Annotated in this window: 24 protein-coding genes; 12 read left to right on the forward strand and 12 right to left on the reverse strand. The window is 71.9% G+C overall.

The annotated features are described in order from the left end of the window. Nucleotides 1-44: 44 nt before the first annotated feature. The 10 genes from efeB to Q343_RS0104605 all read right to left on the reverse strand — a co-directional run bounded on the left by efeB (nt 45) and on the right by Q343_RS0104605 (nt 10,818). Nucleotides 45-1,373: an iron uptake transporter deferrochelatase/peroxidase subunit gene (gene efeB / locus Q343_RS0104560; RefSeq protein WP_029252405.1), complete on the reverse strand. Its 1,329-nt coding sequence runs from the start codon at nt 1,371-1,373 to the stop codon at nt 45-47. Further along, complete coding sequence (gene efeO, locus Q343_RS0104565; RefSeq protein ID WP_029252406.1) at nt 1,373-2,569, reverse strand: iron uptake system protein EfeO; 1,197 nt, start codon at nt 2,567-2,569, stop codon at nt 1,373-1,375. Before efeO ends, efeB begins: the two co-directional genes overlap by 1 nt. Continuing rightward, nucleotides 2,566-3,426 (reverse strand): iron uptake transporter permease EfeU, encoded by an 861-nt coding sequence (efeU, locus tag Q343_RS0104570; RefSeq protein WP_029252407.1) that lies wholly within the window; start codon nt 3,424-3,426, stop codon nt 2,566-2,568. The genes efeO and efeU overlap by 4 nt, the downstream gene beginning before the upstream one ends. Nucleotides 3,427-3,576: 150 nt before the next feature. After that, a complete protein-coding gene (locus Q343_RS0104575) occupies nt 3,577-4,077 on the reverse strand; it encodes an NUDIX hydrolase (RefSeq protein WP_052366852.1) in 501 nt (166 codons plus the stop codon). 48 nt (nt 4,078-4,125) lie between these two features. Further along, nucleotides 4,126-5,919: an acetyl/propionyl/methylcrotonyl-CoA carboxylase subunit alpha gene (locus Q343_RS0104580; protein WP_248616733.1), complete on the reverse strand. Its 1,794-nt coding sequence runs from the start codon at nt 5,917-5,919 to the stop codon at nt 4,126-4,128. 162 nt (nt 5,920-6,081) lie between these two features. Then, complete coding sequence (locus Q343_RS0104585) at nt 6,082-6,690, reverse strand: Maf family protein (protein WP_029252410.1); 609 nt, start codon at nt 6,688-6,690, stop codon at nt 6,082-6,084. Next, nucleotides 6,687-8,384: a DUF885 domain-containing protein gene (locus Q343_RS0104590; RefSeq protein WP_029252411.1), complete on the reverse strand. Its 1,698-nt coding sequence runs from the start codon at nt 8,382-8,384 to the stop codon at nt 6,687-6,689. The genes Q343_RS0104585 and Q343_RS0104590 overlap by 4 nt, the downstream gene beginning before the upstream one ends. A gap of 37 nt (nt 8,385-8,421) precedes the next feature. Next, nucleotides 8,422-8,670, reverse strand: coding sequence for an acyl-CoA carboxylase subunit epsilon (locus Q343_RS0104595; protein WP_029252412.1), 249 nt, complete (start codon nt 8,668-8,670; stop codon nt 8,422-8,424). Next, a complete protein-coding gene (locus Q343_RS0104600; RefSeq protein ID WP_029252413.1) occupies nt 8,667-9,182 on the reverse strand; it encodes a hypothetical protein in 516 nt (171 codons plus the stop codon). Before Q343_RS0104600 ends, Q343_RS0104595 begins: the two co-directional genes overlap by 4 nt. A 28-nt stretch (nt 9,183-9,210) precedes the next feature. Then, on the reverse strand, nt 9,211-10,818 hold the full coding sequence (locus Q343_RS0104605) for an acyl-CoA carboxylase subunit beta (protein WP_029252414.1): 1,608 nt from the start codon (nt 10,816-10,818) through the stop codon (nt 9,211-9,213). A 112-nt stretch (nt 10,819-10,930) separates the two neighbouring features. Between Q343_RS0104605 and Q343_RS0104610 the strand changes: the two genes are divergently transcribed. Both Q343_RS0104610 and Q343_RS0104615 read left to right on the forward strand, forming a co-directional pair. Beyond that, nucleotides 10,931-11,791: a biotin--[acetyl-CoA-carboxylase] ligase gene (locus Q343_RS0104610; protein WP_043109247.1), complete on the forward strand. Its 861-nt coding sequence runs from the start codon at nt 10,931-10,933 to the stop codon at nt 11,789-11,791. Nucleotides 11,792-11,800: 9 nt separating this feature from the next. Next, complete coding sequence (locus Q343_RS0104615; protein WP_029252416.1) at nt 11,801-12,856, forward strand: adenylate/guanylate cyclase domain-containing protein; 1,056 nt, start codon at nt 11,801-11,803, stop codon at nt 12,854-12,856. On the opposite strand, the gene Q343_RS0104620 is transcribed toward Q343_RS0104615, so the two are convergent. Then, nucleotides 12,857-13,567 carry an SOS response-associated peptidase gene (locus tag Q343_RS0104620; protein ID WP_029252417.1) on the reverse strand — a complete coding sequence of 237 codons (711 nt, stop codon included), beginning with the start codon at nt 13,565-13,567 and terminating at the stop codon, nt 12,857-12,859. Nucleotides 13,568-13,661: 94 nt separating this feature from the next. On the opposite strand from Q343_RS0104620, the gene Q343_RS0104625 reads away from it, so the two are divergent. Both Q343_RS0104625 and Q343_RS13850 read left to right on the forward strand, forming a co-directional pair. Beyond that, the gene (locus Q343_RS0104625) at nt 13,662-14,885 is read left to right on the forward strand and encodes a multidrug effflux MFS transporter (RefSeq protein WP_029252418.1); all 1,224 of its coding nucleotides are present in this window, start codon (nt 13,662-13,664) and stop codon (nt 14,883-14,885) included. 25 nt (nt 14,886-14,910) lie between these two features. Beyond that, nucleotides 14,911-16,260, forward strand: a complete 1,350-nt coding sequence (locus tag Q343_RS13850) for an LCP family protein (RefSeq protein ID WP_052366853.1) — start codon at nt 14,911-14,913, stop codon at nt 16,258-16,260. A gap of 15 nt (nt 16,261-16,275) precedes the next feature. Here the strand turns inward: Q343_RS13850 and Q343_RS0104635 are convergent, their stop codons facing one another. Beyond that, entirely contained in the window at nt 16,276-17,502 is a 1,227-nt protein-coding gene (locus Q343_RS0104635) for an aminotransferase class I/II-fold pyridoxal phosphate-dependent enzyme (RefSeq protein ID WP_043109598.1), read from the reverse strand. 132 nt (nt 17,503-17,634) lie between these two features. On the opposite strand from Q343_RS0104635, the gene Q343_RS0104640 reads away from it, so the two are divergent. The 8 genes from Q343_RS0104640 to prfB all read left to right on the forward strand — a co-directional run bounded on the left by Q343_RS0104640 (nt 17,635) and on the right by prfB (nt 23,405). Then, nucleotides 17,635-18,894, forward strand: a complete 1,260-nt coding sequence (locus tag Q343_RS0104640; protein WP_043109249.1) for a TadA family conjugal transfer-associated ATPase — start codon at nt 17,635-17,637, stop codon at nt 18,892-18,894. Continuing rightward, nucleotides 18,894-19,751, forward strand: a complete 858-nt coding sequence (locus tag Q343_RS0104645; RefSeq protein WP_029252422.1) for a type II secretion system F family protein — start codon at nt 18,894-18,896, stop codon at nt 19,749-19,751. The genes Q343_RS0104640 and Q343_RS0104645 overlap by 1 nt, the downstream gene beginning before the upstream one ends. Then, entirely contained in the window at nt 19,748-20,653 is a 906-nt protein-coding gene (locus tag Q343_RS0104650; protein WP_029252423.1) for a type II secretion system F family protein, read from the forward strand. Before Q343_RS0104645 ends, Q343_RS0104650 begins: the two co-directional genes overlap by 4 nt. A 31-nt stretch (nt 20,654-20,684) precedes the next feature. After that, nucleotides 20,685-20,894: a hypothetical protein gene (locus Q343_RS0104655; protein WP_029252424.1), complete on the forward strand. Its 210-nt coding sequence runs from the start codon at nt 20,685-20,687 to the stop codon at nt 20,892-20,894. Between the two features lie 83 nt (nt 20,895-20,977). Further along, nucleotides 20,978-21,328, forward strand: a complete 351-nt coding sequence (locus tag Q343_RS15325; protein WP_029252425.1) for a TadE/TadG family type IV pilus assembly protein — start codon at nt 20,978-20,980, stop codon at nt 21,326-21,328. Next, nucleotides 21,328-21,795: a hypothetical protein gene (locus Q343_RS0104665; RefSeq protein WP_043109251.1), complete on the forward strand. Its 468-nt coding sequence runs from the start codon at nt 21,328-21,330 to the stop codon at nt 21,793-21,795. The genes Q343_RS15325 and Q343_RS0104665 overlap by 1 nt, the downstream gene beginning before the upstream one ends. Further along, nucleotides 21,792-22,268: a pilus assembly protein TadG-related protein gene (locus Q343_RS0104670; protein WP_029252427.1), complete on the forward strand. Its 477-nt coding sequence runs from the start codon at nt 21,792-21,794 to the stop codon at nt 22,266-22,268. The genes Q343_RS0104665 and Q343_RS0104670 overlap by 4 nt, the downstream gene beginning before the upstream one ends. A gap of 18 nt (nt 22,269-22,286) precedes the next feature. Next, the gene (prfB, locus tag Q343_RS0104675) at nt 22,287-23,405 is read left to right on the forward strand and encodes a peptide chain release factor 2 (RefSeq protein WP_029252428.1); all 1,119 of its coding nucleotides are present in this window, start codon (nt 22,287-22,289) and stop codon (nt 23,403-23,405) included. Nucleotides 23,406-23,449: the final 44 nt, after the last annotated feature.

Here is a 23,449-nt window from a genome sequence, read left to right on the forward strand (position 1 = left end):
CCGGTGTCCCGTGATGGTTCGTCCGTTTCTTCCGTCTGTCGGACCTACGCCTCGAACAACCCCTGACCGATGAACGCGCCCTCCGTGCCGCCGGTGGCGGAGCCGTCGGGGACCCCGGGCGGGACGGCCCAGAGGCCCGACCCGGTGTGCCGGAGGTACTCCATCATCGTGTCGTTCCGGGAGAGCCGGTTCTGCATCGGGACGTACTGCGTCGACGGATCCTTGACGTAGGCCAGGAAGAAGAGTCCGGCGTCCAGGCGGCCGAGACCGTCCGATCCGTCGGTGTAGTTGTATCCCCGGCGCAGCATCCGGGCACCGTCGTTGGCGTCGGGGTGCGCGAGCGCCACGTGCGACGACGGGTCGATCAGGGGGACGTCGTCTCGTCCGGTCGCGGTGAAGTCCGGCTCGGTGAACTCGTCTCCGCCGGACAACGGTGCACCTTCGGCCTTGGTCCGGCCCACGATGGCCTCCTGCTCGCGGAGCGGGGCCCGGTCCCAGGTCTCGATCGTCATGCGGATCCGTCGCGCGATCATGTACGACCCGCCCGCGAGCCATGCCGGCGTCGACCCGTCGTCGTCCACCCAGATGAACTCGTCGACGGCGTCGGTCTCCTCGGCCTTGACGTTCGCGGTGCCGTCCTTGAAGCCGAAGAGGTTGCGCGGGGTCGCCTGGCTCGTCGACGTGGTGGACGTGCGCCCGTACCCGAGCTGGCTCCACCGCACGCTCGCGGTGCCGAAGGCGATCCGCGAGAGGTTGCGGATCGCGTGGACCGCGACCTGAGGGTCGTTCGCGCACGCCTGGATCGCGATGTCGCCGCCGCACCGCGCGTCCTCGAGCATGTCGGCCGGGAAGTGCGGCAGCTCCTCCAGGAGCGTCGGGCGGTGGTCGCCGAGCCCGAACCGGTCGACGCCGTCGGCGTCGTGGAACAGCGAGGGTCCGAACCCGAACGTGATCGTCAGGCCCGAGGCCGGCAGGCCGATCGCCTCACCCGTGTCGTCGGGCGGGGCGTCGTACGGTCCGGACGTCGCCCCGAGCTCGCCCGCGTCGAGCCCCTGCGTCATCCGGGCCGCTGCGTGCGTCCACTCGCGGAGCAGCGTGACGAGGTCCTCGCGCGAGTCCGTCGTGACGTCGAACGTCGCGAAGTGCAGACGGTCCTGCGCAGGTGTCACGATGCCCGCCTGGTGCACGCCCGTGAAGGCATAGGCGTCCGACGTCGCGGACGCGGCGGCCACGGACGTGTCTGCGGTCAGCCGGCCCCCGGCGAACCCGACCGCACCGACACCGAGCGCACCGGCGAACCCGCCGAGCAGGGCTCGACGAGAGAGTCCGCGGGGCTGCTCGGGCGGCGCGTCGGTCTCCGGATCGGCGGCCATCAGAGGACGACGGACGCCGTGAGGTGCGAGAGGGGCTCGCCGAGTGCGTCCACGGCGGCGGCGAGCTCGCGGACCTCGTCCTCGGTCAGGTCGGTGTAGAGGACGAAGCCGTCGCCCTCGCGCTGTGCGTCGAGAAGGTCCTGCAGGGTGTCGAACCGGGTGTCGAGGTCCTCGGCGAGGTCCGGGTCCTTGCCGACGACGACGTCGCGGAGCCCGTCGTACGCGACCTGAGCGCCGTCGACGTTCGCCTGGAAGTCCCAGAGGTCCGTGTGGGACCAGATCTCCTCCTCGCCGGTGATCTTCCCGGTCGCGACCTCGTCGAGCAGACTCTTGGCGCCGTTGCCGATCGCCGCGGCGTCGATCTGCTCGGCGAAGGCGGCGTCGTGGGTGCGGTCGTAGAGGTCCTGGGTGTCGGCCAGGAGCTGGTCGGCGTACGCGGTGCGCTCAGCGTCCGTCAGCGGCTCGTACTCGACCCCGCCGTTGTCCCCGGCGTCAGGAGCCCACAGGTCCTTCTCCAGCAGGTGCCAGCCGGTCCACTCCTGCCCCTCCTCGAGGTCGGCCTCGCGCAGGTCCATGCGGGGGTCGAGGTCGCCGAACGACTCGGCGACCGGCTCGATCCGTTCCCAGTGGACGCGTACCGGCGCGTACAGCTCACGCGCGGCCTCGTCGTCGCCGGTCGAGACGGCGTCGACGAACTCCTCGGTGCCGGTCAGGAGCTGCTCGGTCTGGTCCTTGACGTACGCGACGTAGTTGACGGTGGCGGCGTCGACCTGGTCGGCGAGCTCGCCGGTCGGTGCGACGTCCGCACCGGAGTCGGTCACGGTGAAGCCCGCCCGGATGCCCTCGCCGACCATCCCTGGCTTGCAGGCGGTGATGTACTCGCCGGGCGCAGCCGTCAGGACGAGGTCGCGCGTGATGCCCGGTCCGACGTTCTCGACCTCGGAGATGATCCGGAGCCCGTCCTCGGCGAGGAGGTAGAACTCCGTGACCTCGTCGCCGTCGTTCGTGACGTTGAAGACGAGGTGGCCGGATGGTGCCTCGGCGGCGGAGACGTCGCACGTCTCCGCGGTCGAGCTCACGGTGATGCTCTGGGCGTCGGTCGACCCGTCGGCGGGCTCGTTCGGCGTGCAGGCGGCGACGCCGAGGGTGAGTGCGGCGACGGCGGGCAGCGCTGCGAGGCGGGGACGAGAGGTCATCGGGTTGCTCCGGTTCCGGTCGTGGCACCGACGGTCGTGGTCGCGGGACGCGGCGCAGAGAACCAGACGGTGCGGACGTAGACGATGAGGGTTGGGATCAGGTAAACGAGCCATGCTGTGAGCTCGAGCCACGTGGTGGCCGGGGAGAAGTTGAAGACGCCCTTGAGGACCGTTCCGTACCAGCTGCTCGGCGGCACCTGGGCGCTGACGTCGAAGGCGAGGTTGTTCAGGCCGGGCAGGATGCCTGCCTCCTGGAGGTCGTGGACCCCGTAGGCGAGAACGCCGGCCGCGATGACGATCAGCGCGAGCCCCGTCCACGCGAAGAAGACGCGCAGGTTGAGCCGCACGGCGCCCCGGTACACGGCGTACCCGAGCGCGACCGCGACGGCGAGACCGAGGAGCGCGCCCAGCAACGGTTCGGCGCTGGCGCCGGTCGCCCGCGCGCCCGCCCAGAGGAAGAGCGCAGTCTCGAGCCCCTCGCGTCCGACGGCGAGGATTGCCATCACGAGGACGGCCCACCGGCCGGCCTCGACGGCGCTCCCGAGCTTCGACTCCAGGCTCGACCTGAGGTACCGGGCAGTCCGCCCCATCCAGAAGATCATCCACGTGATGAGCCCGACGGCGAGGATCGAGAGGGTCCCGCCGATGGCTTCCTGTGCCTCGAAGGTGAGGTTCTGGGGGCCGAACGTCAGTGCGGCGCCGAAACCGAGGGAGACGGTCGCGGCGATGGCGATGCCCGCCCAGAGCTGGGGCAGCAGGTCGCGGCGGTCGCTCTTGACGAGGAACGCCACGAGGATGCCGACGACGAGACTGGCCTCGAGGCCCTCACGCAGTCCGATGAGGAAGTTCGCTAGCACCGTGGGCCTCCGTCGTCAGCACACCTGACGGTCGTGGGGGAGGCGACTCCCGGGCCTTGAACCAAGGTTCGCCTTTCCTAACTCACGAAATGTACATCCAGTCGACGACTTTGCGAGCATCGGCCGTGCGGATCGTGGTGCAGACCGCTCCTATGTGGTCAAAACGGCGCGCAGCGACGGCCACGCGGCGGCGAATGCAGGGTGCAGCGGGAAGGTGTCGACAGAGTCGAGCGGCACCCACCGGACCGCGATGCTCTCGGCGTCGGTCGGGCGCGGCTCGACGGCCGCCCCGGCCCGGACGTCGCACAGCACCGTCGTGTAGGACCAGTCGCCGTGGTCGAGGACCGACGTCGACAGGACACGGAGGTCGGCGGGCGACAGCCCTGCCTCTTCGCCGGCCTCGCGCAGCGCACCCTCGACCGCGGTCTCGTCCGGCCCGACGGCGCCGCCGGGGATTCCCCACGTGCCACCCTGGTCGCTCCAGAGCGCGCGGTGCTGGAGGACGACGTCGCGGGGCACGCCCGTCGCGTCGCGGCGGGCCACGAGAATTCCGGCGGCCCCGTGAAGGCCCCAGTGCCGGCGGCCGCACGAGCACTGGATCCAGCCGTCGCCCGGCTGGGGTGCTCGTGCGGGGACCGGGGGTCTGCTCACGGTCCTACTCTGCCATCCGCGCCGGCGGTCACGGGGACCCGGCGGCCGTCAGCCGACGATCTCGCAGAGCGCGGTCCCCGAGGTCACCGAGGCGCCGACGGCCGCCGCGAGGGAGCCGACCGTCCCGGCCCGGTGGGCGAGGATCGGCTGCTCCATCTTCATGGCCTCGAGCACGACGATCAGGTCGCCCTCGGCGACGGCGTCGCCGTCTCCGACCGCGACCTTGACGATGGTTCCCTGCATGGGCGACGCGAGCGTGGTCGCCGAGGACGTGGTGCCGGCACGAGCCGCCGCACGACGGGGGCGGCGTGCGGCGTTCGCGGTGCGCGCACGGTTCGCGACCCCGCCCAGCCCGGCCGGGATGACGACCTCCAGGCGCTTGCCGCCGACCTCGACGACCACGCGCTCCGTCGCGGGCGCGGAGTCCTCCTCGGCAGCGGGAGCCGCCGGTGCCGGCGAGAGGCCTGCCACCGTGTCGGCGAACTCGGTCTCGATCCACCGGGTGTGGATCGAGAAGGGCTCGTCGTCGCTCTCGGGCACGAAGGCGGGTGCGTCGAGCACGGCCCGGTGGAACGGTACGACCGTCGGGATGCCCTCGATCTCGAGCTCGGCCAGCGCACGGCGTGCGCGCTCGACGGCCTGGCGGCGCGTGGCGCCCGTGACGACGAGCTTGGCGATCATCGAGTCGAACGCGCCGGTGATCGTGTCCCCCTCGACCACGCCGGAGTCGACCCGGACCCCGGGGCCGCTCGGGAACCGGAGACGGGAGATCGTGCCGGGGGAGGGCAGGAACCCGGCCGCCGGGTCCTCGCCGTTCAGACGGAACTCGAGCGAGTGGCCGCGGGGCGTCGTCGTGGTGTAGCCCAGCTCTTCTCCGGCGGCGATCCGGAACTGCTCGCGGACCAGGTCGATCCCGGTGACCTCCTCGGTGACGGGGTGCTCGACCTGCAGACGGGTGTTGACCTCGAGGAACGAGATGGTCCCGTCGAGGCCGACGAGGAACTCGCAGGTCCCGGCACCCACGTACCCGGCCTCGCGCAGGATCGCGATCGACGCTCGCGTCAGCTCGTCGACCTGCTCGGAGGAGAGGAACGGGGCGGGAGCCTCCTCGACGAGCTTCTGGTGCCGGCGCTGGAGGGAGCAGTCGCGGGTCGAGACCACGACGACGGTGCCGTGCTCGTCCGCCAGGCACTGGGTCTCGACGTGGCGAGGCTTGTCCAGGTAGCGCTCGACGAAGCACTCGCCGCGTCCGAAGGCTGCGGTCGCCTCCCGGACCGCGGAGTCGAAGAGCTCGTCGATCTCGTCCTCGCGGCGGGCCACCTTGAGCCCGCGACCGCCGCCGCCGAACGCCGCCTTGATGGCGATGGGCAGGCCGTGCTCGGCGGCGAACGCGCGCACCTCGCCCGCGTCCGCGACCGGGTCGGCCGTCCCCGGCACCAGCGGTGCTCCGGCGCGGTGGGCGATGTGGCGCGCGCTGACCTTGTCGCCAAGCGCGTCGATCGCCGCCGGCGACGGTCCGACCCAGATCAGACCGGCGTCGATCACGGCGCTCGCGAACTCCGCGTTCTCGGCGAGGAACCCGTAGCCCGGGTGCACGGCGTCGGCGCCGCTGCGGCGGGCGATGTCGATGATCTTGGCGGCGTCGAGGTACGTCTCGGCGGCGCGCGAGCCGCCGAGCGCAAAGGCCTCGTCGGCGAGGCGCACGTGCTGCGCCTCGCGGTCGGGGTCGGCGTAGACGGCGACCGATCGAAGTCCTGCGTCAGCACAGGCGCGAACGATCCGGACGGCGATTTCGCCTCGGTTGGCGACGAGCACCGAGGTGAGCTTTCTTCTGGCAGGCACGGCTCACCGTAACGCGGACGGTGCCCGCTCGACACGTTCCGTCCGGGTCGCGGCGCAAGATTGGGAATCTTCCCAACGCGCTCCGGCGTGATTTGTAGGTATCGCACAGGCGAACCGCGTCCCCGCGCCCGATAGGGGCGCGGGATTGTTCCTCGGCGACAATCAGGTCGCGGTCCAGAGGTCCGTCCAGCGCACCCCGAGGCCCACCAGCATCTCGCGCACGAGCGGCAGACTGATGCCCACCACCCCGTGATGGTCGCCGTCGATGCCACGGACGAACGCGCCGCCGAGCCCGTCGATCGTGAACGCGCCGGCCACGTGCAGCGGCTCGCCGGTGGCGACGTAGGCGTCGATCTCCTCGTCGCTCACGTCCGCGAAGTGCACCGCCGTCGTCGACACCGCGGACGACGTCGTCCCGTCCGCGAGGATCACGCAGTGGCCGGAGTGCAGGTGGCCCGTCCGTCCGCGCATGGCCCGCCAGCGGGCCCGGGCCTCGTCGGCGTCGGCCGGCTTGCCGAGCACCCGCCCGTCCAGCTCGAGCATCGAGTCGCAGCCGATCACGACGTCGCCCGCCATGGCCGGGTGCGCACGCGCCACGACGGCGGCCTTCGCCTCCGCGAGCAGCGTCACCGCCTCGGTCGGCGTCACGTCGCCGGCCTCGCGGAGAACCCGGTCCTCGTCGACCGACGAGACGAGGACGACGGGTTCGATCCCGGCGGCACGCAGCGTCGCGAGCCGCGCGGGGGAGCGGGAGCCCAGCACGAGCCTCATCGGCCGAGCTCCGTCCGCAGCACGTCCAGACCGACCGATCCGAGGCCGAGGGCCCGTGCGTGGAACCGCTTCAGGCTGAAGTCCTCGCCGCGGTCGGCCGCGGCGGCCCATGCCTCGTCCCGGGTGCGCTCCCAGAGGCGCTGCCCGATCTTGTACGACGGCGCCTGGCCGGGCCAGCCGAGGTAGCGGTCCAGCTCGAAGCGCAGGGACGCCTCGGGCAGTGCGACGTTCTCGCGCAGGAACGTCCAGGCCGTGTCGGCGTCCCAGCGGCCCGAGCCCCACCGACGCGGGACCTCGAGACCCAGATGCACCCCGAGGTCGACGACGACGCGCGCCGCCCGCAGCCGCTGCGCGTCGAGCATGCCGAGGCGGTCGCCCGGGTCGTCGAGGTGACCGAGGTCGGCCATCAGCCGCTCGGCGTACAGCGCCCAGCCCTCGCCGTGACCCGAGACCCAGCAGGCGAGGCGACGCCACGAGTTCAGCGACCCGCGGTCGTGGACGGCCTGGCCGCACTGGAGGTGGTGCCCCGGCACACCCTCGTGGTACACGGTCGTGCGCTCCATCCAGGTGCTGTGCTCCGTGACGTCCGGCGGCACCGACCACCACATCTGACCAGGCCGCGAGAAGTCGTCGCTCGGCGGGGTGTAGTAGATCCCGCCCGTTTGCGTCGGCGCGATGCGGCACTCGAGCGTGCGCACGGCCTCGGGGATGTCGAAGTGGACGCCGTCGAGGGCGTCGATCGCCGCGTCCGACGTCTCCTGCATCCACCGGCGCAGCGCCTCGGTGCCCACCAGACGTCGATCAGGATCGGCGTCGAGCAGCGCGACGGCGTCGGCGATGCTGGCCTGCGGACCTGCGACCTCGCGGGCCGTGGCCTCCTGCTCGGTGATCACCCGGTCGAGCTCGGCCACGCCCCACGCGTACGTCTCGTCCAGGTCGACGCGGGCGCCCAGGAACCACCGGGACCAGAGCGAGTAGCGCTCGCGGCCGACGGCGTCGGGCAGCGGTGACTGCGGGGCGAGCTCGGTCTCCAGGACCTCGGCGAGCTCGCCGTACGCCTCCGCCGCGGTCCGGGCCGCGTGGTCCAGGTTCCCGCGCAGCAGCTGGCACGCACCCGAGTCGTCGAGAACGCGCTCGGACCCGGCGACGAAGGAGCGGAAGAACGAGTCCGGGCCGGCCAGCTCGCGCGCCTGCCCGGCGGCGACCACCACCTGACGGTGCGCCGCGACGTCCCCGCGCGCCGCGGCCTCGCGCAGCGACCGGGCGTACCCGCCGAGGGCCTCGGGGACCGCCTCGAGACGTGAACGAACCGCCTCCCAGTCCTCGACGGAGGCGGTCGGCTGGAGGTCGAAGATGTCGCGGACCCGCTGGAGCGGCGACTCGATGTTGTTGAGCTCGCGCAGGTCCTCGCCGGCCTCGTGCAGCTCGAGCTCCAGGCCGAGGCGCTCCCGCATCGCCGCCAGGGTCACCCGGTCGGTGTCGTCCACGGGGGCCACCGCGTCGAGCTCGCGCAGGGTCGTGCGGGTCGCCTGCGCCCGCTGCGCCAGCCCGTCGGGCGAGAGGTCGGTGAGCCGGTCGTCGTGGCCCGGAAGGCCCATGGCGGTCGCGGCGATCGGGTCGAGCTCCGCGACGCGACGCACGTGGCGCTCGGCGATCGTGTCGACCGGTGTGGGTGTCCGTTCCTGATCCGTCACCCCGTGAGGCTACCCAGTCCGGGCGACCGGCGTCGCCCTACGAGCGGTAGCTCCAGCGCCACGCGTCGGCGTTGTGCCGTCCGGAGCGTCCGCCGAAGGAGCGTGCGCTCGCGCCCCCGCCGGTGCCGCGCAGGACTCGGACGTGGTTGGTCCACTCGGCGACGGGTGCGACGTCGTCGGGCTCCGTGCCTCCCGTGACCGCGGTGAGCCCGGCGACGAGCGCGGCGACCTCGATCTCGTCCGGCGCGCCGCGGACGACGCGCAGGTGGGGGAGCGGGTCCGTCATGAGGGGTCCTCCTCGTCGAAGAAGTCCGGTGCCTCGCCGCGGGAGACCGCCCACTCGCCCACGCGATAGCCCGCGTCGGTGAGCCGGTTCGCGAGGTCCGAGCCCGCAGCGTCGACGACCTCCATCACGCCGTCGAGCGAGCCTCCGGCGTTCTCGTGCGCGGTGCCGACGACGTAGCCGAGGTAGAAGACGTCCGCGCTGAGCTCGTTCTCGTCTGGGTCACCCTCCTCGCCGTCGGGCTCCCACACGGCGGCGGTGAGATCGGGGTGCATGCCGAGCGTCTGGTGAATCCGGTCGTACAGCGTCGCGTTGAGCGCGCCGACCCGCGTCTCGAGGGCCAGGACGCGTGGGTCGTCGTCCGACTCCGACGCGCCGAACTCGCCGCGGACCCCGGCGGCCGTCTCGATGTACGAGTGCAGGGTCGCGGCGAGCTCGTCGACGGCGTGGTGCAGCGGCGCCGGGTCGACGGCGTCCAGCGGTGCCGGCCCGTGGGGGCCGTCCTCGTGGGTCATCGATGCCTCCCGTGCTGGGTCGCGACGATCATAGGGGGATGTTGCCGTGCTTCTTGGGCGGCAGGCTCGCACGCTTGGTGCGCAGCGCGCGCAGCGCCTTGACGACCCGCACCCGGGTCTCGGAGGGGCGGATCACGTCGTCGACGTAGCCCCGCTCGGCCGCGCCCCACGGGTTGACGATCGCGTCCTCGTACTCGGCCGTCAGCCGCGCGCGCTCAGCCTCGACGTCTCCGCCCGCGTCCGCGACCGCCTTGAGCGTGCCGCGCTGGAGGATGTTGACCGCGCCGGCCGCCCCCATCACCGCGATCTGCGCCGTCGGCCACGCCAGGTTGACGTCGGCCCCGAGCTGCTTCGAGCCCATCACGATGTACGCCCCGCCATAGGCCTTGCGGGTGATGACCGTGACCAGCGGGACCGTCGCCTCGGCGTACGCGTAGATGAGCTTCGCACCGCGACGGATGATGCCCTCGTGCTCCTGGCCGACGCCGGGCAGGAACCCGGGGACGTCGACGAACGTCAGGACGGGGATGTTGAACGCGTCGCACGTCCGGACGAACCGGGCCGCCTTCTCTGCGGCGTCGATGTCGAGCGTCCCGGCCATCGCCAACGGCTGGTTGGCGACGATCCCGACCGACTGGCCCTCGACGTGCCCGAACCCGACGAGCACGTTCTTGGCGAACAGCGGCTGGACCTCGAGGAACTCGCCGTCGTCGAGCACGTGGTCGACCACGGTGCGCATGTCGTACGGCTGGTTGTCGGAGTCGGGAACCAGGGTGTCGAGCTCCAGGTCGAGGTCGTTGACCTCCAGGTCGACGTCCTCGGGCACGAACTGGGGCGGGTCGGAGAGGTTGTTCTGCGGCAGGTACCCGACCAGGTGACGCACGTAGTCGATCGCGTCGTCCTCGTCCGCACCCATGTAGTGCGCGACGCCGGAACGCTCGTTGTGGGTCCGCGCGCCGCCGAGCTCCTCGAAGCCGACGTCCTCACCGGTCACGGACCGGATGACGTCGGGTCCGGTGATGAACATGTTCGAGGTCTGGTCGGCCATCACGATGAAGTCGGTCAGGGCGGGGGAGTACACGGCGCCGCCGGCGCTCGGGCCGAGGATCAGCGAGATCTGCGGGACCACGCCCGAGGCGGCGACGTTGCGCCGGAAGATCTCGGCGAACTGGGTGAGCGCGGCGACACCCTCCTGGATCCGGGCCCCGCCGCCGTCCGAGATCCCGATCAGCGGGACACCGGTGCGCAGCGCGAGGTCCTGGACCTTGGTGATCTTCTCGCCGTGCACCTCGCCCAGGCTGCCGCCGAAGACGGAGAAGTCCTGGGAGTAGATGCAGACCTGGCGGCCGTCGATGGTCCCGTGCCCGGTGACGACGCCGTCGCCGGGCAGGCGCCTGGCGTCCAAGCCGAAGTTGCGGGACCGGTGCGTCACGAAGGGGTCGAGCTCGACGAAGCTGCCCTCGTCGAGCAGCGCGGCGACGCGCTCGCGAGCCGTCTGCTTGCCGCGCGGGTGCTGCTTCGACTGGGCGTTCTCCTCGGGTGCCGTCGTCGCGGCGGCGCGACGGCGGTCGAGGTCTGCCAGGGCGGCGGCAGTCCCGGCGAGTGCTTCGCCTGAGGCATCGGTGGCGTGGTTCACCTGATCGAGAGTAGTTGGTGGAACGCGCCAACTCGATGGCGGGCGCACCAGCGTCGACCGGCTCCCCGTTGGTGGGTCTCCACAAACGAGGGCGGTAGAGCATGATGGAGGTATGGAGAAGCCCGACCGCCCGGCGCTCGCGCCGGACCTGCTGCACTCGCTCCTCGTGGGCCCCGGCCAACCCGTCCGCCGTCTGGAGGTCCTCGAGACCGTGGACTCCACGAGCGGGTGGCTGGCGCGCGAGGCGCTGGTAGATCCCTCGGCGTGGCCGCACCCGGCCCTGGTCGTGGCCGACCATCAGCAGGCGGGCCGCGGTCGGCAGGGGCGCGAGTGGGTCGTGCCCGAGCGGGCGGCGATCACCGCCTCGCTGCTTCTTCGCCCGCCGCTCGAGCGCGAGGCGCTCACATGGCTGCCGCTGCTCGCCGGGCTCTCGGTGGCGCGAGGGCTCCGGGCGACGGCCGGCGTGCACGCCGTCGTGAAGTGGCCCAACGACGTCCTGGTCCCGGTCGAGTCCGACGACGGCGCCGTCGTCCTCCGGAAGGTCGCGGGCCTGCTGGCGGACGTGCTGACCGACGGGTCCGTCGTCGTCGGCTTCGGCGTCAACGTCACGCAGTCGAGCGACGAGCTGCCCGTCGAGACGGCGACGTCGCTCCTGCTCGCCGGCGCGGCCACGACGGACCGGGCGATCGTGCTGACCGCCCTCATCGAGGGGTTCTCCGAGGTGCTCGGGCGCTGGGTGGCCGACGGGGGCGACGTCCAGGGCTCGGGGCTCGCGGCCGAGTGCGCCGAGCTGTGCGTGACGCTGGGTCGCCGAGTTCGCGTCGAGCTGCCCGACGGTACGGCCGTCGAGGGTGTCGCCGAGCGTCTTGGGGCGACCGGGTCCCTCGTCGTCTCGACCGTCGACGGGGAGCAGGAGTTCCACGCGGGCGACGTGCACCACCTGCGTGACAGTGAACGTGAGCACGGTCACTAGACTTGGCCCGTGCCGACCGACGACCTGACCCCACCCCCCAGCCCGACCAGCCCGGCCGAGCGGACCACCGCCGCCCGGCTCGACGAGGCCCTTCTCGGCGGAGCGCGCACGCTCTCGCTGGACGAGCTCGCCGAGGCGGCGGGCGCGACGCCCGAGGACGTCGAGGCGTACTGGCGCTGGCTCGGCCTGCCGGTCACCGACCCTGCTGAGCAGAGCTACACCGACGAGGACGTCGTCGCGATCTCCGAGATGGCCGACCTCGTCCGCCGCGAGGACCTCGACGACCGGTCGCAGACGACCCTCGTCCGGTCGATGGGGCACACCACCGAGCGCCTCGCGCTCTGGCAGATGGAGGCGCTGATCGAGCACATGGCCAGGCGGTACGAGCTCGACGACACGACGGCGCGGCTGCTGGCCCTCGACCGGATCCCCGCCCTCGCGCCCGTGCTGGAGCGACAGTTGCTCCACGCGTGGCGCCGTCAGCTCGCGGCAGTGACGGGTCGCCTCGAGGTCGAGTTCTCCGGTGCCCGCGGCTCGCGGACCGAGGGGTCGGGTCAGCTGCCGCTCCCGCGCGCCGTGGGCTTTGCGGACATCGTGTCCTTCACCAAACGGACCGCGGGTCTCGGCTCGGCAGAGCTGGCCGAGTTCGTGCAGGTCTTCGAGACGCAGGCGAGGGACCGGATCACGTCGGCCGGCGGACGTGTGGTCAAGACGATCGGCGACGCGGTCCTCTTCATCGCCGACGACGTCGTCACCGGGGCGCACGTCGCGCTCGCGCTCGCCGAGGCGGGAGACGACAGCGCCGACGGCGAGGTCCCGCCCGTGCGCGTGTCGTTGACGTGGGGCCGGGTGCTGTCCCGGTTCGGCGACGTGTTCGGTCCGACCGTGAACCTCGCCGCACGCCTCTCAGACCTGGCCGAGCCCGGTTCCGTCCTGCTCGACCGGCTGACCGCGTCGGAGCTTGCGGCCGATCCGGCCTTCGCGCTGACCGCGATCGAGCCGCAGGAGGTCCAGGGGATCGGCCAGGTGGAGCCCGTCCGCCTGCAACGCGCCTACCAGGGGTAGCTAGACCTCGACCCGCTCGAGGAGACCGGGGTCGTTCTGGCCGACCGAGCCGACGCGCGCGGCGACGGGGTACGCCTCGAGCTCGACGCCCGGGGCTCTCAGGAGGTCCCGGACGTCGTCGCCCGGGACGGTCGGGTCGAGCCAGCGCGCGTAGTCCGCACGGGCCAGCGTCAGCGGGGTCCGGTCGTGGATCTCCGCGAGCGCCCCCTCGGCGGCCCGCGTGACGATCGTGGTGCTGACGAGCCATCGCGCCGGGTCGTCGTCCGCCTTCTCGGGGTCGCGCCAGAACTCGTAGAGCCCGGCCAGCGGCGTGATGCCGTCCCCGGGTGGTGTGATGCGGTACGGCTGCTTGCCCGACGTCGTCCGCCGCCACTCGTAGTACCCGTCGACGGGGACGATGCATCGCCGCGCGCCGAACGCGCGCCGGAACGACGGCTTCTCGGCGACGGTCTCGGCCCGGGCGTTGATCATGCGTGCGCCTGCCGAGGCGTCCTTCGACCACGGCGGGACGAGACCCCACCGCGCCACCCGGAGCGAGCGCACGACGTCGTCGGACGACCTCTCGTCGCGCTCGACGACGATCCGCACCGCCGTGGTCGGGGCGACGTTCCACGAGGGCGGCAGCAGGCGTGCGTCGTCGGCCACGAGCGCGATCGCGAACTCGTCCGCGAGGTCTTCGGCGTCCCGGAACGCCGCGAATCGTCCACACATGCGTCCAGGGTGCCCCGTCTTTCGGCAGTACGCCGCCGGAGCATCGGTCGAATCGATACGACAACGGGTGCCGAACGGCCGTAGTATCCGACCCATGACCCCCGCTCGCTCCCGATCGACCGTCGCGTGGGTGCTCCTCCTCGGCGCGTTGGCGACCCTGCCCGCCTTCACGGTGGACACCTACCTGCCCTCGCTCCCCGACGTCGCCTCCGACCTGGACGCGTCGCCCGCCCTCGCACAGCTCACCATCTCCGGCATGCTGATCGGCGGCGCCGTCGGGCAGCTCGTGATCGGACCGCTCTCCGACCGGTACGGGAGGCGCCTGCCCGTGATCATCGGGCTCGCCCTGCACGTCGTGACCTCGCTGCTGTGCGCCGTCGTCGGCAGCATCGAGTGGTTGATCGTCCTGCGCGTGCTGCAAGGGTTCTTCAACGCCGCGGCCCAGATCGCCTCGATCGCGGTCATCCGCGACAAGTTCACGGGCTCGGACGCCGCGCGGATCCTGTCCCGCCTGATGCTCGTCATCGGCCTGGCGCCGCTGCTCGCCCCGACGCTGGGCGCGGCCATCGCCGGTGTCGCGGGCTGGCGCGCCGTCTTCGTCGTCCTCGCCGTGATGGGGCTCGTGCTCGGGCTCGTCGTCCTGCGGTGGATGCCCGAGACCCTGCCCGTCGAGCGGCGTCGCACCGGGGGGATGCGGTCCGTCCTGGGCGGCTACGCCACCCTCGTCAAGGACCGGCACTTCGTGGCGCTCGCGGTCCTCCCCGGGCTCGGCATGGCGCTGCTCATGAGCTACGTGGTCGGCTCGCCCTTCGTCCTGCAGGAGGGATACGGGCTCTCCGACGGGCAGTTCGCCGCGCTCTTCGCGATGAACGGCATCGGCCTCGTGGTCTCCGCGCAGGTCAACGCCTCGCTCGTCCGCCGGGTCGCGCCGATCCGGATCCTGCGCGTCGCGCTCGTGATGCAGGCGGGCTTCGCCGTCGTGCTGCTCGTCGTCGCGTCGACCGGGGCCGGTGGTCTCGTCGGGCTGCTCGCCGCGCTCTGGCTCACCCTCGCGATGCAGGGGCTGATCCCGGCCAACGCGTCCGCCCTCGCCCTCTCGCGCCACGGTGAGATGGCCGGGACCGCCGCAGCCGTGATCGGAGCGTTCCAGGCCGGTATCGCCGGCGTCGTCAGCCCTCTCGTCGGAGTCCTGGGCGGTGACGCGCAGGCGATGGCGACCGTCATGTTCGCGGCCGTCGCCCTCTCGATCGTGATCCTCGCCGTTGCCACCCCGGCGTTCCGACGCGGCGGCTGGCACGCGGGAGCGGTGGGCACCTGATCCCGCGCTTGGGTACTGTCACGGGGTGCGTGACGACGAGGACCCCACCCGATCCGACGACGAGAGTCACCTCTCGTTGATGGATCCTCCGGCGCGCGCTCTGCCCGCACGGCACACCCCCGGGACCGCGCGCCGGCACGCGGGCAGGGTCGTGGGCCTCGTGCTCACCGGAGTGCTCACGTTCATCATGGTCGGGGCAGGGGCGGCCTACGTCGACCTGCGGAGCCAGATGGACGTCCACGACGTCGACGACCTCCTCGGCGCCGACCGCCCGACGATGCCGACCGGCGTCCAGAAGCAGCCCGAGGACCCCGCGGAGCCACTCGTCGACCCCTATGCCGACCAGGCGTTGAACATCGTCGTCATGGGGACCGACCTCCGCGACGGCGACAACGCCGACGTGGCCGGCGCGGCGACCGAGCTCGAGGGCGCCGGCATGCGGAGCGACTCGACGATGCTCGTGCACGTCGCCGGCGACCGCAGCCGCGTCGAGGTCGTCTCGATTCCCCGCGACTCGCTCGTGACCATCCCGGAGTGCACCCGCTCGGACGGGACGACGACCGGTGTGCACTACAACACGATGTTCAACACGGCCTTCCAGCTCGGAGCCGGTGACACCGACGACATCGCGGGAGCCGCGGCCTGCACCCGACGCACCATCGAACAGCTCACCGGGGTGCTGACCACCGACCACGTCGTCGTCCAGATGGCCGGCGTCACGCCGATCGTCGACGCGATCGGCGGTGTGCGGATGTGCCTGCCGGAGGAGATGCACGGCTACCAGGTCGACCTCGACCTCCCCGCCGGCGAGCAGGTGATCGACGGCGAGACCGCGATCAACTTCCTCCGCGCCCGTAAGGGCACCGGGTTCGGGCTCGAGATGGGAAGCGACCTCGCCCGGATCGAACGACAGCAGGCGTTCGTCGACGCCGCCGTGCACGAGGTCTCCCAGAAGAACCTGCTGACGGACTCGCCCGCGCTCTACAGGCTCGTCGAGGCGGTCCTGAAGTCGATCTCGACGAGCCCGGGGCTCGGAAGCCCGGAGGCACTCGCCGGCTTCGCGGCGTCGTTGGCGAAGATCCCGCCGGAACAGGTGGTCTTCACGAGCCTTCCCGTGGTCGAGGCCCCGACGGACCGCAACCGCGTGGTCTGGACCGCCGAGGCCGACGCGATCTGGGAACGGCTCGCGGCCGACGAGGCACCGCCGACGCCCGAGGCAGAGATCACCGAGACCGTCGGCGAGAGCGACGCGACCACCGAGGCTCCGGCCGGATCGTCGGCCACGCCGTCGGACAGCTCCGCGGAGACCGGCGAGGAGGACGTCGCCGAGGAGGCCGTCGAGGAGACGGCCGCCCCCGGCGTGTGCCCGAGCTAGGGTCGTCGTGCCCGCTCAGCGGAGGGCGGCGGTATACCGGGTCAGTCGGTCGACCGCCTCCGTCAGGACGTGCTCCTGCTTGACGAAGGTGAACCGGACGGTCGACGCGAGAGCGTCGGCGACCGCCGACGGACGACCGTCGTCCCCGGTGCGACAGAACGCGGCGACGGGGATCCCGACCACCCCGCCCTCACGGGCGAGGTCGCGGCAGAGCTGTACGCCGTCAGTGACGCCGAGCGGAGCGGTGTCGGCGACGACGAAGTACGTGCCCTGCGGTCGGTACACCGCGAGACCCGCCCGGTCGAGTCCCTCGCACAGCAGGTCCCGGCGTCTTTGCAACGACGCCGCGAGCGCACGCGGGACCGCGTCGTCGCCGAGGACCGACGCGACCGCCGGCTGGAACGGTGCCCCGCTCGCGTAGGTCAGGTACTGCTTGACCGTCCTGATCGCCGTCACCAGGTGGGAGGGACCGTGCAGCCACCCGATCTTCCACCCGGTGACGGAGAATGTCTTGCCCGCGGAGCTGATCGTGACCGTGCGGTCCGCCATCCCGGGCAGCGAGGCCATCGGCACGTGCGCGACGCCGTCGAAGACGAGGTGCTCGTACACCTCGTCCGTCACGACGAGCGCGTCGTGACGTCGTGCGGCGTCGGCGAAGGCCTCGAGCTCGGCGCGTGTCAGTACCGCGCCCGTCGGGTTGTGCGGCGAGTTGAGCAGGACCAGCCGGGTGCGGGGGCCGACGACGGCCGCGAGCGCGTCGAGGTCCGGCCTGAACCCGTCCGGGTGGGCGAGCATCGGCACCGTGCGGTGCGTCCCGCCTGCGAGCGCGATCGTCGCGGCGTGAGTGTCGAAGTAGGGCTCGAGGGTGACGACCTCGTCACCGGGGCCGACCAGGGCCAGCATCGTCGCCGCGAGCGCCTCGCTCGCGCCGGTGGTCACCAGGACCTCGCTCTCGGGGTCGAGCGTGATCCCGTAGTGCCGTGCCTGGTGGTCGGCGACGGCGCTGCGCAGCGACTCGGTCCCCGCGCTCGGGGGGTACTGGTTGAACCCTGCGTCGATCGCAGCCTTCGCCGCGTCGAGCATGGCGGCGGGGCCGTCGACGTCGGGGAATCCCTGGCCGAGGTTGAGCGCGCCGGTCGAGGCGGCGAGGTCCGTCATCTCGGCGAAGATCGACCCTGCGACCGAGCCGTCCGCGCGGACCAGACCCGTGGCGCGGGCCACGTCGAACCATCGTTCCGTCATGCCGACCGACCCTAGCGCGGACCCGTCGGGCAGGTTGTCCACAGCCCTTGCACGGTGACGCGGCGAATTCTCTAGGCTCGGGCGCGGCGGCCCAGGCTGCGAAGAATGTCTGGAACGGTGGGAGGAGGACCTGTGGACGATGACGGTGTGGTGCTCCTCGCCGGGGATGCTCGGGACCTCGTGCGCACGCGGGACGTCGACCCCGTGCGTGACCCCGCGGCGGCCGAGCTGCTGGTCCGCGAGGCGCTCTCCGCGTACGAGACACGAGCGGCGCTCGGCGGGGTGCCCGTCATCGACGACACGGACGCCGCGGTGCGTCGGGTCCTGGACGACCTCGCCGGAATGGGTCCGCTGCAGGCCTACCTCGACGACCCGGAGATCGAGGAGGTGTGGGTCAACTCGCCCTCGGAGGTCTTCGTCGCGCGCCGTGGGCGTTCCGAGCTGACGACGACGATCCTGACGCGAACCCAGCTGCGGGACCTCGTCGAGCGGATGCTCAAGTCCTCCGGGCGTCGGCTCGACCTCTCCAGCCCTTTCGTCGATGCCTGCCTGCCCGGGGGAGAGCGGCTCCACGTGGCGATCCCGGACGTGACCCGCGAGCACATGGCGGTCAACATCCGCAAGCACGTGCTCAGGGCCACGTCGCTGCGGGACCTCGTGGATCTCGGTTCCCTGACCCTGCATGCCGCCGAGTTTCTTGACGCCTGCGTACGAGCGGGCCTCAACGTCGTCGTGGCCGGCGCGACACAGGCGGGCAAGACCACGATGCTCAACGCGCTCGCGGGGTCGATCCCTGCGACGGATCGGGTGATCACGTGCGAGGAGGTCTTCGAGCTGCAGATGCCCTGCCGCGACGTGGTCCCCCTCCAGTGCCGGCAGCCCTCGCTCGAGGGGACCGGAGAGATCACGCTGCGGCGGCTGGTCAAGGAGGCTCTGCGCATGCGGCCCGACCGGATCGTGATCGGCGAGGTGCGCGAGGCCGAGTCGCTCGACCTGCTCGTCGCACTCAACTCAGGCGTCCCCGGCCTCTGCACGATCCACGCGAACTCGGCCCGTGAGGCTCTCGTCAAACTCTGCACCCTGCCGATGCTCGCAGGGCCGAACGTCACGGATCGCTTCGTCGTCCCGACGGTGGCGTCCTCGGTCGACGTCGTCGTGCACCTCGGCGTCGACGCCGACGGGACGCGCTGCGTCCGAGAGATCGTCACCGTGCCCGGCAGGACGGAGGAGGGCGTCGTCGAGACCGTCGACATCTTCCAGAGAACCGAGGGACGTCTGCACCGCGCCGCCGGCTACCCGCACGCCCGTGAACGATTCATGCGCGCCGGACTCGACGTCACCGCGATCCTCAACGGGGAGCGCCACGCGATGCCCGTGGGCGTGGGCATCTGATGGGAGTCGTCGTCGGTCTGCTCCTGGGCGCGGGGTGCTGTCTCGTCTGGTTGTCGTGCTGGACCAACCCTGCTGCACGGTCGCGAACCCGTGGCTGGACGGCACGCGTCCAGGACATGTTGAGCCAGGCAGGCCTGCCTGACGTGACGCCGGGCGCGCTCCTGGGTGTCTCGTCCGCCGCGGGGCTCGCCGCGCTCGCCGTCGTCTTCGCGGTCACCCGGTCGATCACGATCTCGGTGTGCTTCGCCGCCATGGCCGGTGCTGCCCCGTGGCTTCTGGTCCGCGGTCAGGCGCGTCGGCGTCGCGTGCGGCTGCGCGACGTCTGGGCCGAGGCGGTCGATCACCTGGCGTCGGGGGTTCGTGCGGGCCTCTCGCTTCCGGAGGCGCTCGTCCAGCTGGGCGAGCGGGGTCCCGAGGACCTGCGCGAACCGTTCCGCCGGTTCGGTCAGGACTATCGCAGCGCGGGTAGGTTCGGGGAAGCGCTCGATGCGCTGAAGGCACGCCTGGCCGATCCCGTCGGCGACCGGATCGTCGAGGCCCTCCGGGTCACGCGCGACGTAGGTGGTGCGGACCTGGGGCGCATGCTTCGTACGCTCTCCGGGTTCCTCCGGGAAGACGCCAGGACACGCGGCGAGCTGGAGGCTCGGCAGTCGTGGACGATCAACGGGGCGCGTGTCGCAGTGGCGGGCCCCTGGGTGGTGCTCGGGCTTCTGGCGACGAGGCCGGAGACGGCTGCGGCCTTCGACTCGGTCACCGGCGCGCTGGTCCTCGCCGGTGGCGCCGCATGCTCGCTCGTGGCCTACCGCGCGATGGTGCACATCGGGCGACTTCCCGACGAGGAACGGGTGCTGCGATGATCGAGGTCTCGCTCGTGGGTGCTGCCGTCGGTGCGACGGCGGGTCTCGGGTTGCTGCTCGTCGCCAGCGCCGTCGCCCGCCGGTCGATCCGCCTGGACGACCGTGTGGTCCCCTACCTGCGTGCCTTCGGCGGCGAGCTCGGTCCGCGGACCGGTGGTTCAGCCCTGGCTCCGTGGATGTCCAGGATCACCCGCTGGCTCGAGCGGCTCGGGTCGTCCCGGGCGGACGTCGAGCGACGTCTCGCCCGCGCCGGGAACCGCGGCTCGGTCGAGCAGTTCCGCATGGTGCAGGTCATCTGGGCGGTCGTGGGCCTCGCCGCCGGACTCGCCCTGTCGGTCCTGCTCCTCGCGGCACGCGGGTCGAGCCTGCTCACCCTGGTCGTCCTCGTCGTGATCTGTGCCGTCGCGGGGATCCTGCTCTGCGACTGGAACCTGACTCGACAGGCCTCGCGCCGCGAGGAGCGCATCAGGTCAGAGTTCCCGACGGTCGCCGAGCTGCTCGCGCTCGCCGTCGGTGCGGGGGAGGGCCCGGTCGCCGCGATCGACCGGATCGCCGCGACGACGCGCGGTGACCTCTCCGACGAGTTCACCCGGGTCCGCGCCGACCTGCGTGCCGGTGCGACGCTCGACGGTGCCCTCGAGGAGCTGGGCCGCCGCACCGAGGTCAAGGCGCTCGCCCGGTTCGCCGAGGCGGTGACGGTCGCCGTCGACCGCGGCACGCCGCTGGCCGAGGTCCTCCGCGCGCAGGCGCAGGACGTCCGTGAAGCAGGCCGCCGCGCCCTGATGGAGGAAGGAGGACGGCGCGAGGTGCTGATGATGATCCCGGTGGTCTTTCTCATCCTCCCCGTCACGGTCGTCTTCGCCGTCTTCCCCAGTCTTGCCACCCTGCGCGTCGGGTTGTGACGCGTGCCCACCACCGAAGGAGTTGACGTCCATGGAACGCCGCAGCATCTCGATCCGGACCGGCGGGGTCCTACGCGCGCGCCTGCGACGAGTCGCGTCGCAGCCGGAGCGTGGCGACGTGCCCGGATGGGTGCTCGTCACGCTCATGACGGCGGGGCTCGTCGTCGCGCTCTGGGCCATCGCGGGCCCCCTGCTGGAGCAGACGTTTACGGAGGCGATCAACAGCGTCACGGGTCCGTAGTCGCCGGGCGTCCCGACAGCCGACGGCCGGCGCGACCCCGCCGTCGTGGCGCTCCCGGCGTCCGCGGGGACGAGGGGTCGGCGGTGGCCGAGTTCGCCCTGGTCTCCGTCCTCGTGCTGGCGCTCGTGCTCGCGGTCGTCCAGGTCATCCTCGCCGTCTACGTCAGGTCCCTGCTCGTCGACGCCGCGGCGGAGGGGGCGCGGGTCGCGGCGCGCGCAGACTCCCTCCCCTCCGACGGGATCCGGCGGACCGAGCAACTGATCGAGGGATCGCTGTCCGGGCGTTTCGCCGAGGACGTCCGAGTCAGCGAGGCCGAGTTCGACGGGTTGCCGGTGACGGAGATCTCTGTCCGTGCGCCGTTTCCCGTCGTGGGGACGCTCGGCCCCTCCGGGATGCTCGAGGTCCAGGGACACGCCGTGCAGGAGCCGGGCTGATGCGCCGGGGGATCGCGGCCCTCCGCACCCGGTGTGCCGGGGCCGGCCGCGAGGACGGCAACGCGATGGTTGAGTTCATCGGGGCCGCGGTGCTGCTCCTGCTGCCGGTGATGTACATCGGGATCGCGCTCGCTCGGCTCCAGGCAGGAGTCTTCGCGACGGAGGCGGCGGCACGCGAGATCGGACGCGTCGTCGTCACCTCCGCGGACGCGTCCGAGCGGGCGGCGCTCAGCGACGCGGCACTGCGGCTCGCCCTCGACGACCAGGGGTTCGATCCGGACGGGGCCGAGGTGGCCGTGACCTGCGCCACCGCGACCTGTCCCGCCGCGGGCGGTGAGGTGACGGTCCGGGTCGTCTACCCCGTCGAGCTGCCGTTCGTCCCGAGGTTCGTCGGGGAAGCCGTCCCGCTGTCCGTCCCCGTGGAGGCCGTGCACGTGGCACCCGTCGGTGACCACGTGGTCCCGTGACCCGCGCGTGCGCGCTGCGCGCGCTGCCGGAGGGCGAGAGCGGACGGATCATGCTGATGACGGCCGCGTTCGTGGCGTTCACGCTCGGTCTGGTGATCGTCGTCGTCTCCGTGACGCAGGTCCATCTCGACCGCAAGCGTCTCCTCGACCTTGCCGACGCGACGGCGCTCGCCGCCGCCGACGAGGTGGTCGCGACGTCGGTCTACGACGGCCTTGACGGGACGCCCGCGTCGACGGGAGGCGCGCGTCTGGACCCGGACGACGTGGAGACCGCGGCCGCCGCCTATCTCGCGGCGTACGCCGGCTCGAGCACGCTCACGGACGTCCGGCTCGTCGAGGCGGGGACGCCGGACGGACGCAGCGCGCGTGTGGTCCTGACGGCACGGACCTGGCCGGCGATCGTGAGTCCCGTGACACGCGGGTGGTCCGACGGCATCGACCTGACGGCCGTCGCGGCGGCACGGGCCTGGTAGCGCGTACCCTGGGTTCTCGTGGCCTCCATCGACTTTCCGCACGAGCTCAAGTCCCTCCGATCGACTCTCGCGAGCATTGCCGCCGTGAGCGACCCCGAGGCGCTGCGAGCGAAGATCGCCGACCTCTCGGAGAAGGCGTCCGCGCCCGGTCTCTGGGACGACCCGGAGTCGGCCGCCCGTGTGACGACCGCGCTCTCGGCCGCGCAGAACGAGCTGGAGCGCGTCGACAACCTCAACGGGCAGATCGACGACCTCGAGGCGCTCGTCGAGATGGCGACCGAGGACGGCGGGGACGCCGAGACGCTCGCGGAGGCGGAGTCCGAGCTCGTCACGCTGCAGAAGGCGCTCGGTGAGCTCGAGGTCCGCACGCTCCTGTCCGGTGAGTACGACGTCCGTGAGGCGGTCGTCACGATCCGTGCTGGAGCCGGTGGTGTGGACGCCGCCGACTTCGCGGAGATGCTGATGCGGATGTACCTGCGCTGGGCCGAGCGGCACGGCTACCCGACGACGGTTCTGGACACGTCGTACGCGGAGGAGGCCGGCCTGAAGTCGGCGACGTTCGAGGTCAAGGCCCCGTACGCCTTCGGCAACCTCTCGGTCGAGGCCGGGACGCACCGCCTCGTGCGGATCTCGCCGTTCGACAACCAGGGTCGCCGCCAGACGTCGTTCGCCGCCGTCGAGGTCATCCCGCTGATCGAGCAGACCGACTCCGTCGAGATCCCCGAGAACGAGATCAAGGTCGACGTGTTCCGTTCCTCCGGCCCGGGTGGTCAGTCGGTCAACACGACCGACTCCGCGGTGCGGATGACGCACATCCCGACCGGGATCGTCGTCTCGATGCAGAACGAGAAGTCCCAGATCCAGAACCGCGCCGCCGCGCTCCGCGTTCTCCAGTCACGCCTGCTGCTGCAGCGTCAGGCGGAGGAGAACGCCAAGAAGAAGGAGCTCGCCGGCGACATCAAGGCGAGCTGGGGCGACCAGATGCGGTCCTACGTGCTGCACCCGTACCAGATGGTCAAGGACCTGCGGACGGAGCACGAGGTCGGCAACACGTCCGGCGTCTTCGACGGCGACATCGACGGCTTCATCGAGGCCGGGATCCGCTGGCGGCGCGGGACGGGGTCCTCCGACGACTGATCGCGGTCTCGCGTCAGATCTCCGCGGTCTCTCCTCCCGCGGCG

Source organism: Paraoerskovia marina DSM 21750, assembly GCF_000701465.1.
GTDB lineage: Bacteria > Actinomycetota > Actinomycetes > Actinomycetales > Cellulomonadaceae > Paraoerskovia > Paraoerskovia marina.

Excerpts from the sequence above, each read along its gene's own strand:
- efeB (WP_029252405.1), bottom strand. The coding sequence starts at position 1,373 with ATGGCCGCCGATCCGGAGACCGACGCGCCGCCCGAGCAGCCCCGCGGA.
- efeO (WP_029252406.1), bottom strand. The coding sequence starts at position 2,569 with ATGACCTCTCGTCCCCGCCTCGCAGCGCTGCCCGCCGTCGCCGCACTC.
- Q343_RS0104585 (WP_029252410.1), bottom strand. The coding sequence starts at position 6,690 with ATGAGGCTCGTGCTGGGCTCCCGCTCCCCCGCGCGGCTCGCGACGCTG.
- Q343_RS0104595 (WP_029252412.1), bottom strand. The coding sequence starts at position 8,670 with ATGACGGACCCGCTCCCCCACCTGCGCGTCGTCCGCGGCGCGCCGGAC.
- Q343_RS0104600 (WP_029252413.1), bottom strand. The coding sequence starts at position 9,182 with ATGACCCACGAGGACGGCCCCCACGGGCCGGCACCGCTGGACGCCGTC.
- Q343_RS0104610 (WP_043109247.1), top strand. The coding sequence starts at position 10,931 with ATGGAGAAGCCCGACCGCCCGGCGCTCGCGCCGGACCTGCTGCACTCG.
- Q343_RS0104620 (WP_029252417.1), bottom strand. The coding sequence starts at position 13,567 with ATGTGTGGACGATTCGCGGCGTTCCGGGACGCCGAAGACCTCGCGGAC.
- Q343_RS0104625 (WP_029252418.1), top strand. The coding sequence starts at position 13,662 with ATGACCCCCGCTCGCTCCCGATCGACCGTCGCGTGGGTGCTCCTCCTC.
- Q343_RS0104635 (WP_043109598.1), bottom strand. The coding sequence starts at position 17,502 with ATGACGGAACGATGGTTCGACGTGGCCCGCGCCACGGGTCTGGTCCGC.
- Q343_RS0104645 (WP_029252422.1), top strand. The coding sequence starts at position 18,894 with ATGGGAGTCGTCGTCGGTCTGCTCCTGGGCGCGGGGTGCTGTCTCGTC.
- Q343_RS0104650 (WP_029252423.1), top strand. The coding sequence starts at position 19,748 with ATGATCGAGGTCTCGCTCGTGGGTGCTGCCGTCGGTGCGACGGCGGGT.
- Q343_RS0104655 (WP_029252424.1), top strand. The coding sequence starts at position 20,685 with ATGGAACGCCGCAGCATCTCGATCCGGACCGGCGGGGTCCTACGCGCG.
- Q343_RS0104665 (WP_043109251.1), top strand. The coding sequence starts at position 21,328 with ATGCGCCGGGGGATCGCGGCCCTCCGCACCCGGTGTGCCGGGGCCGGC.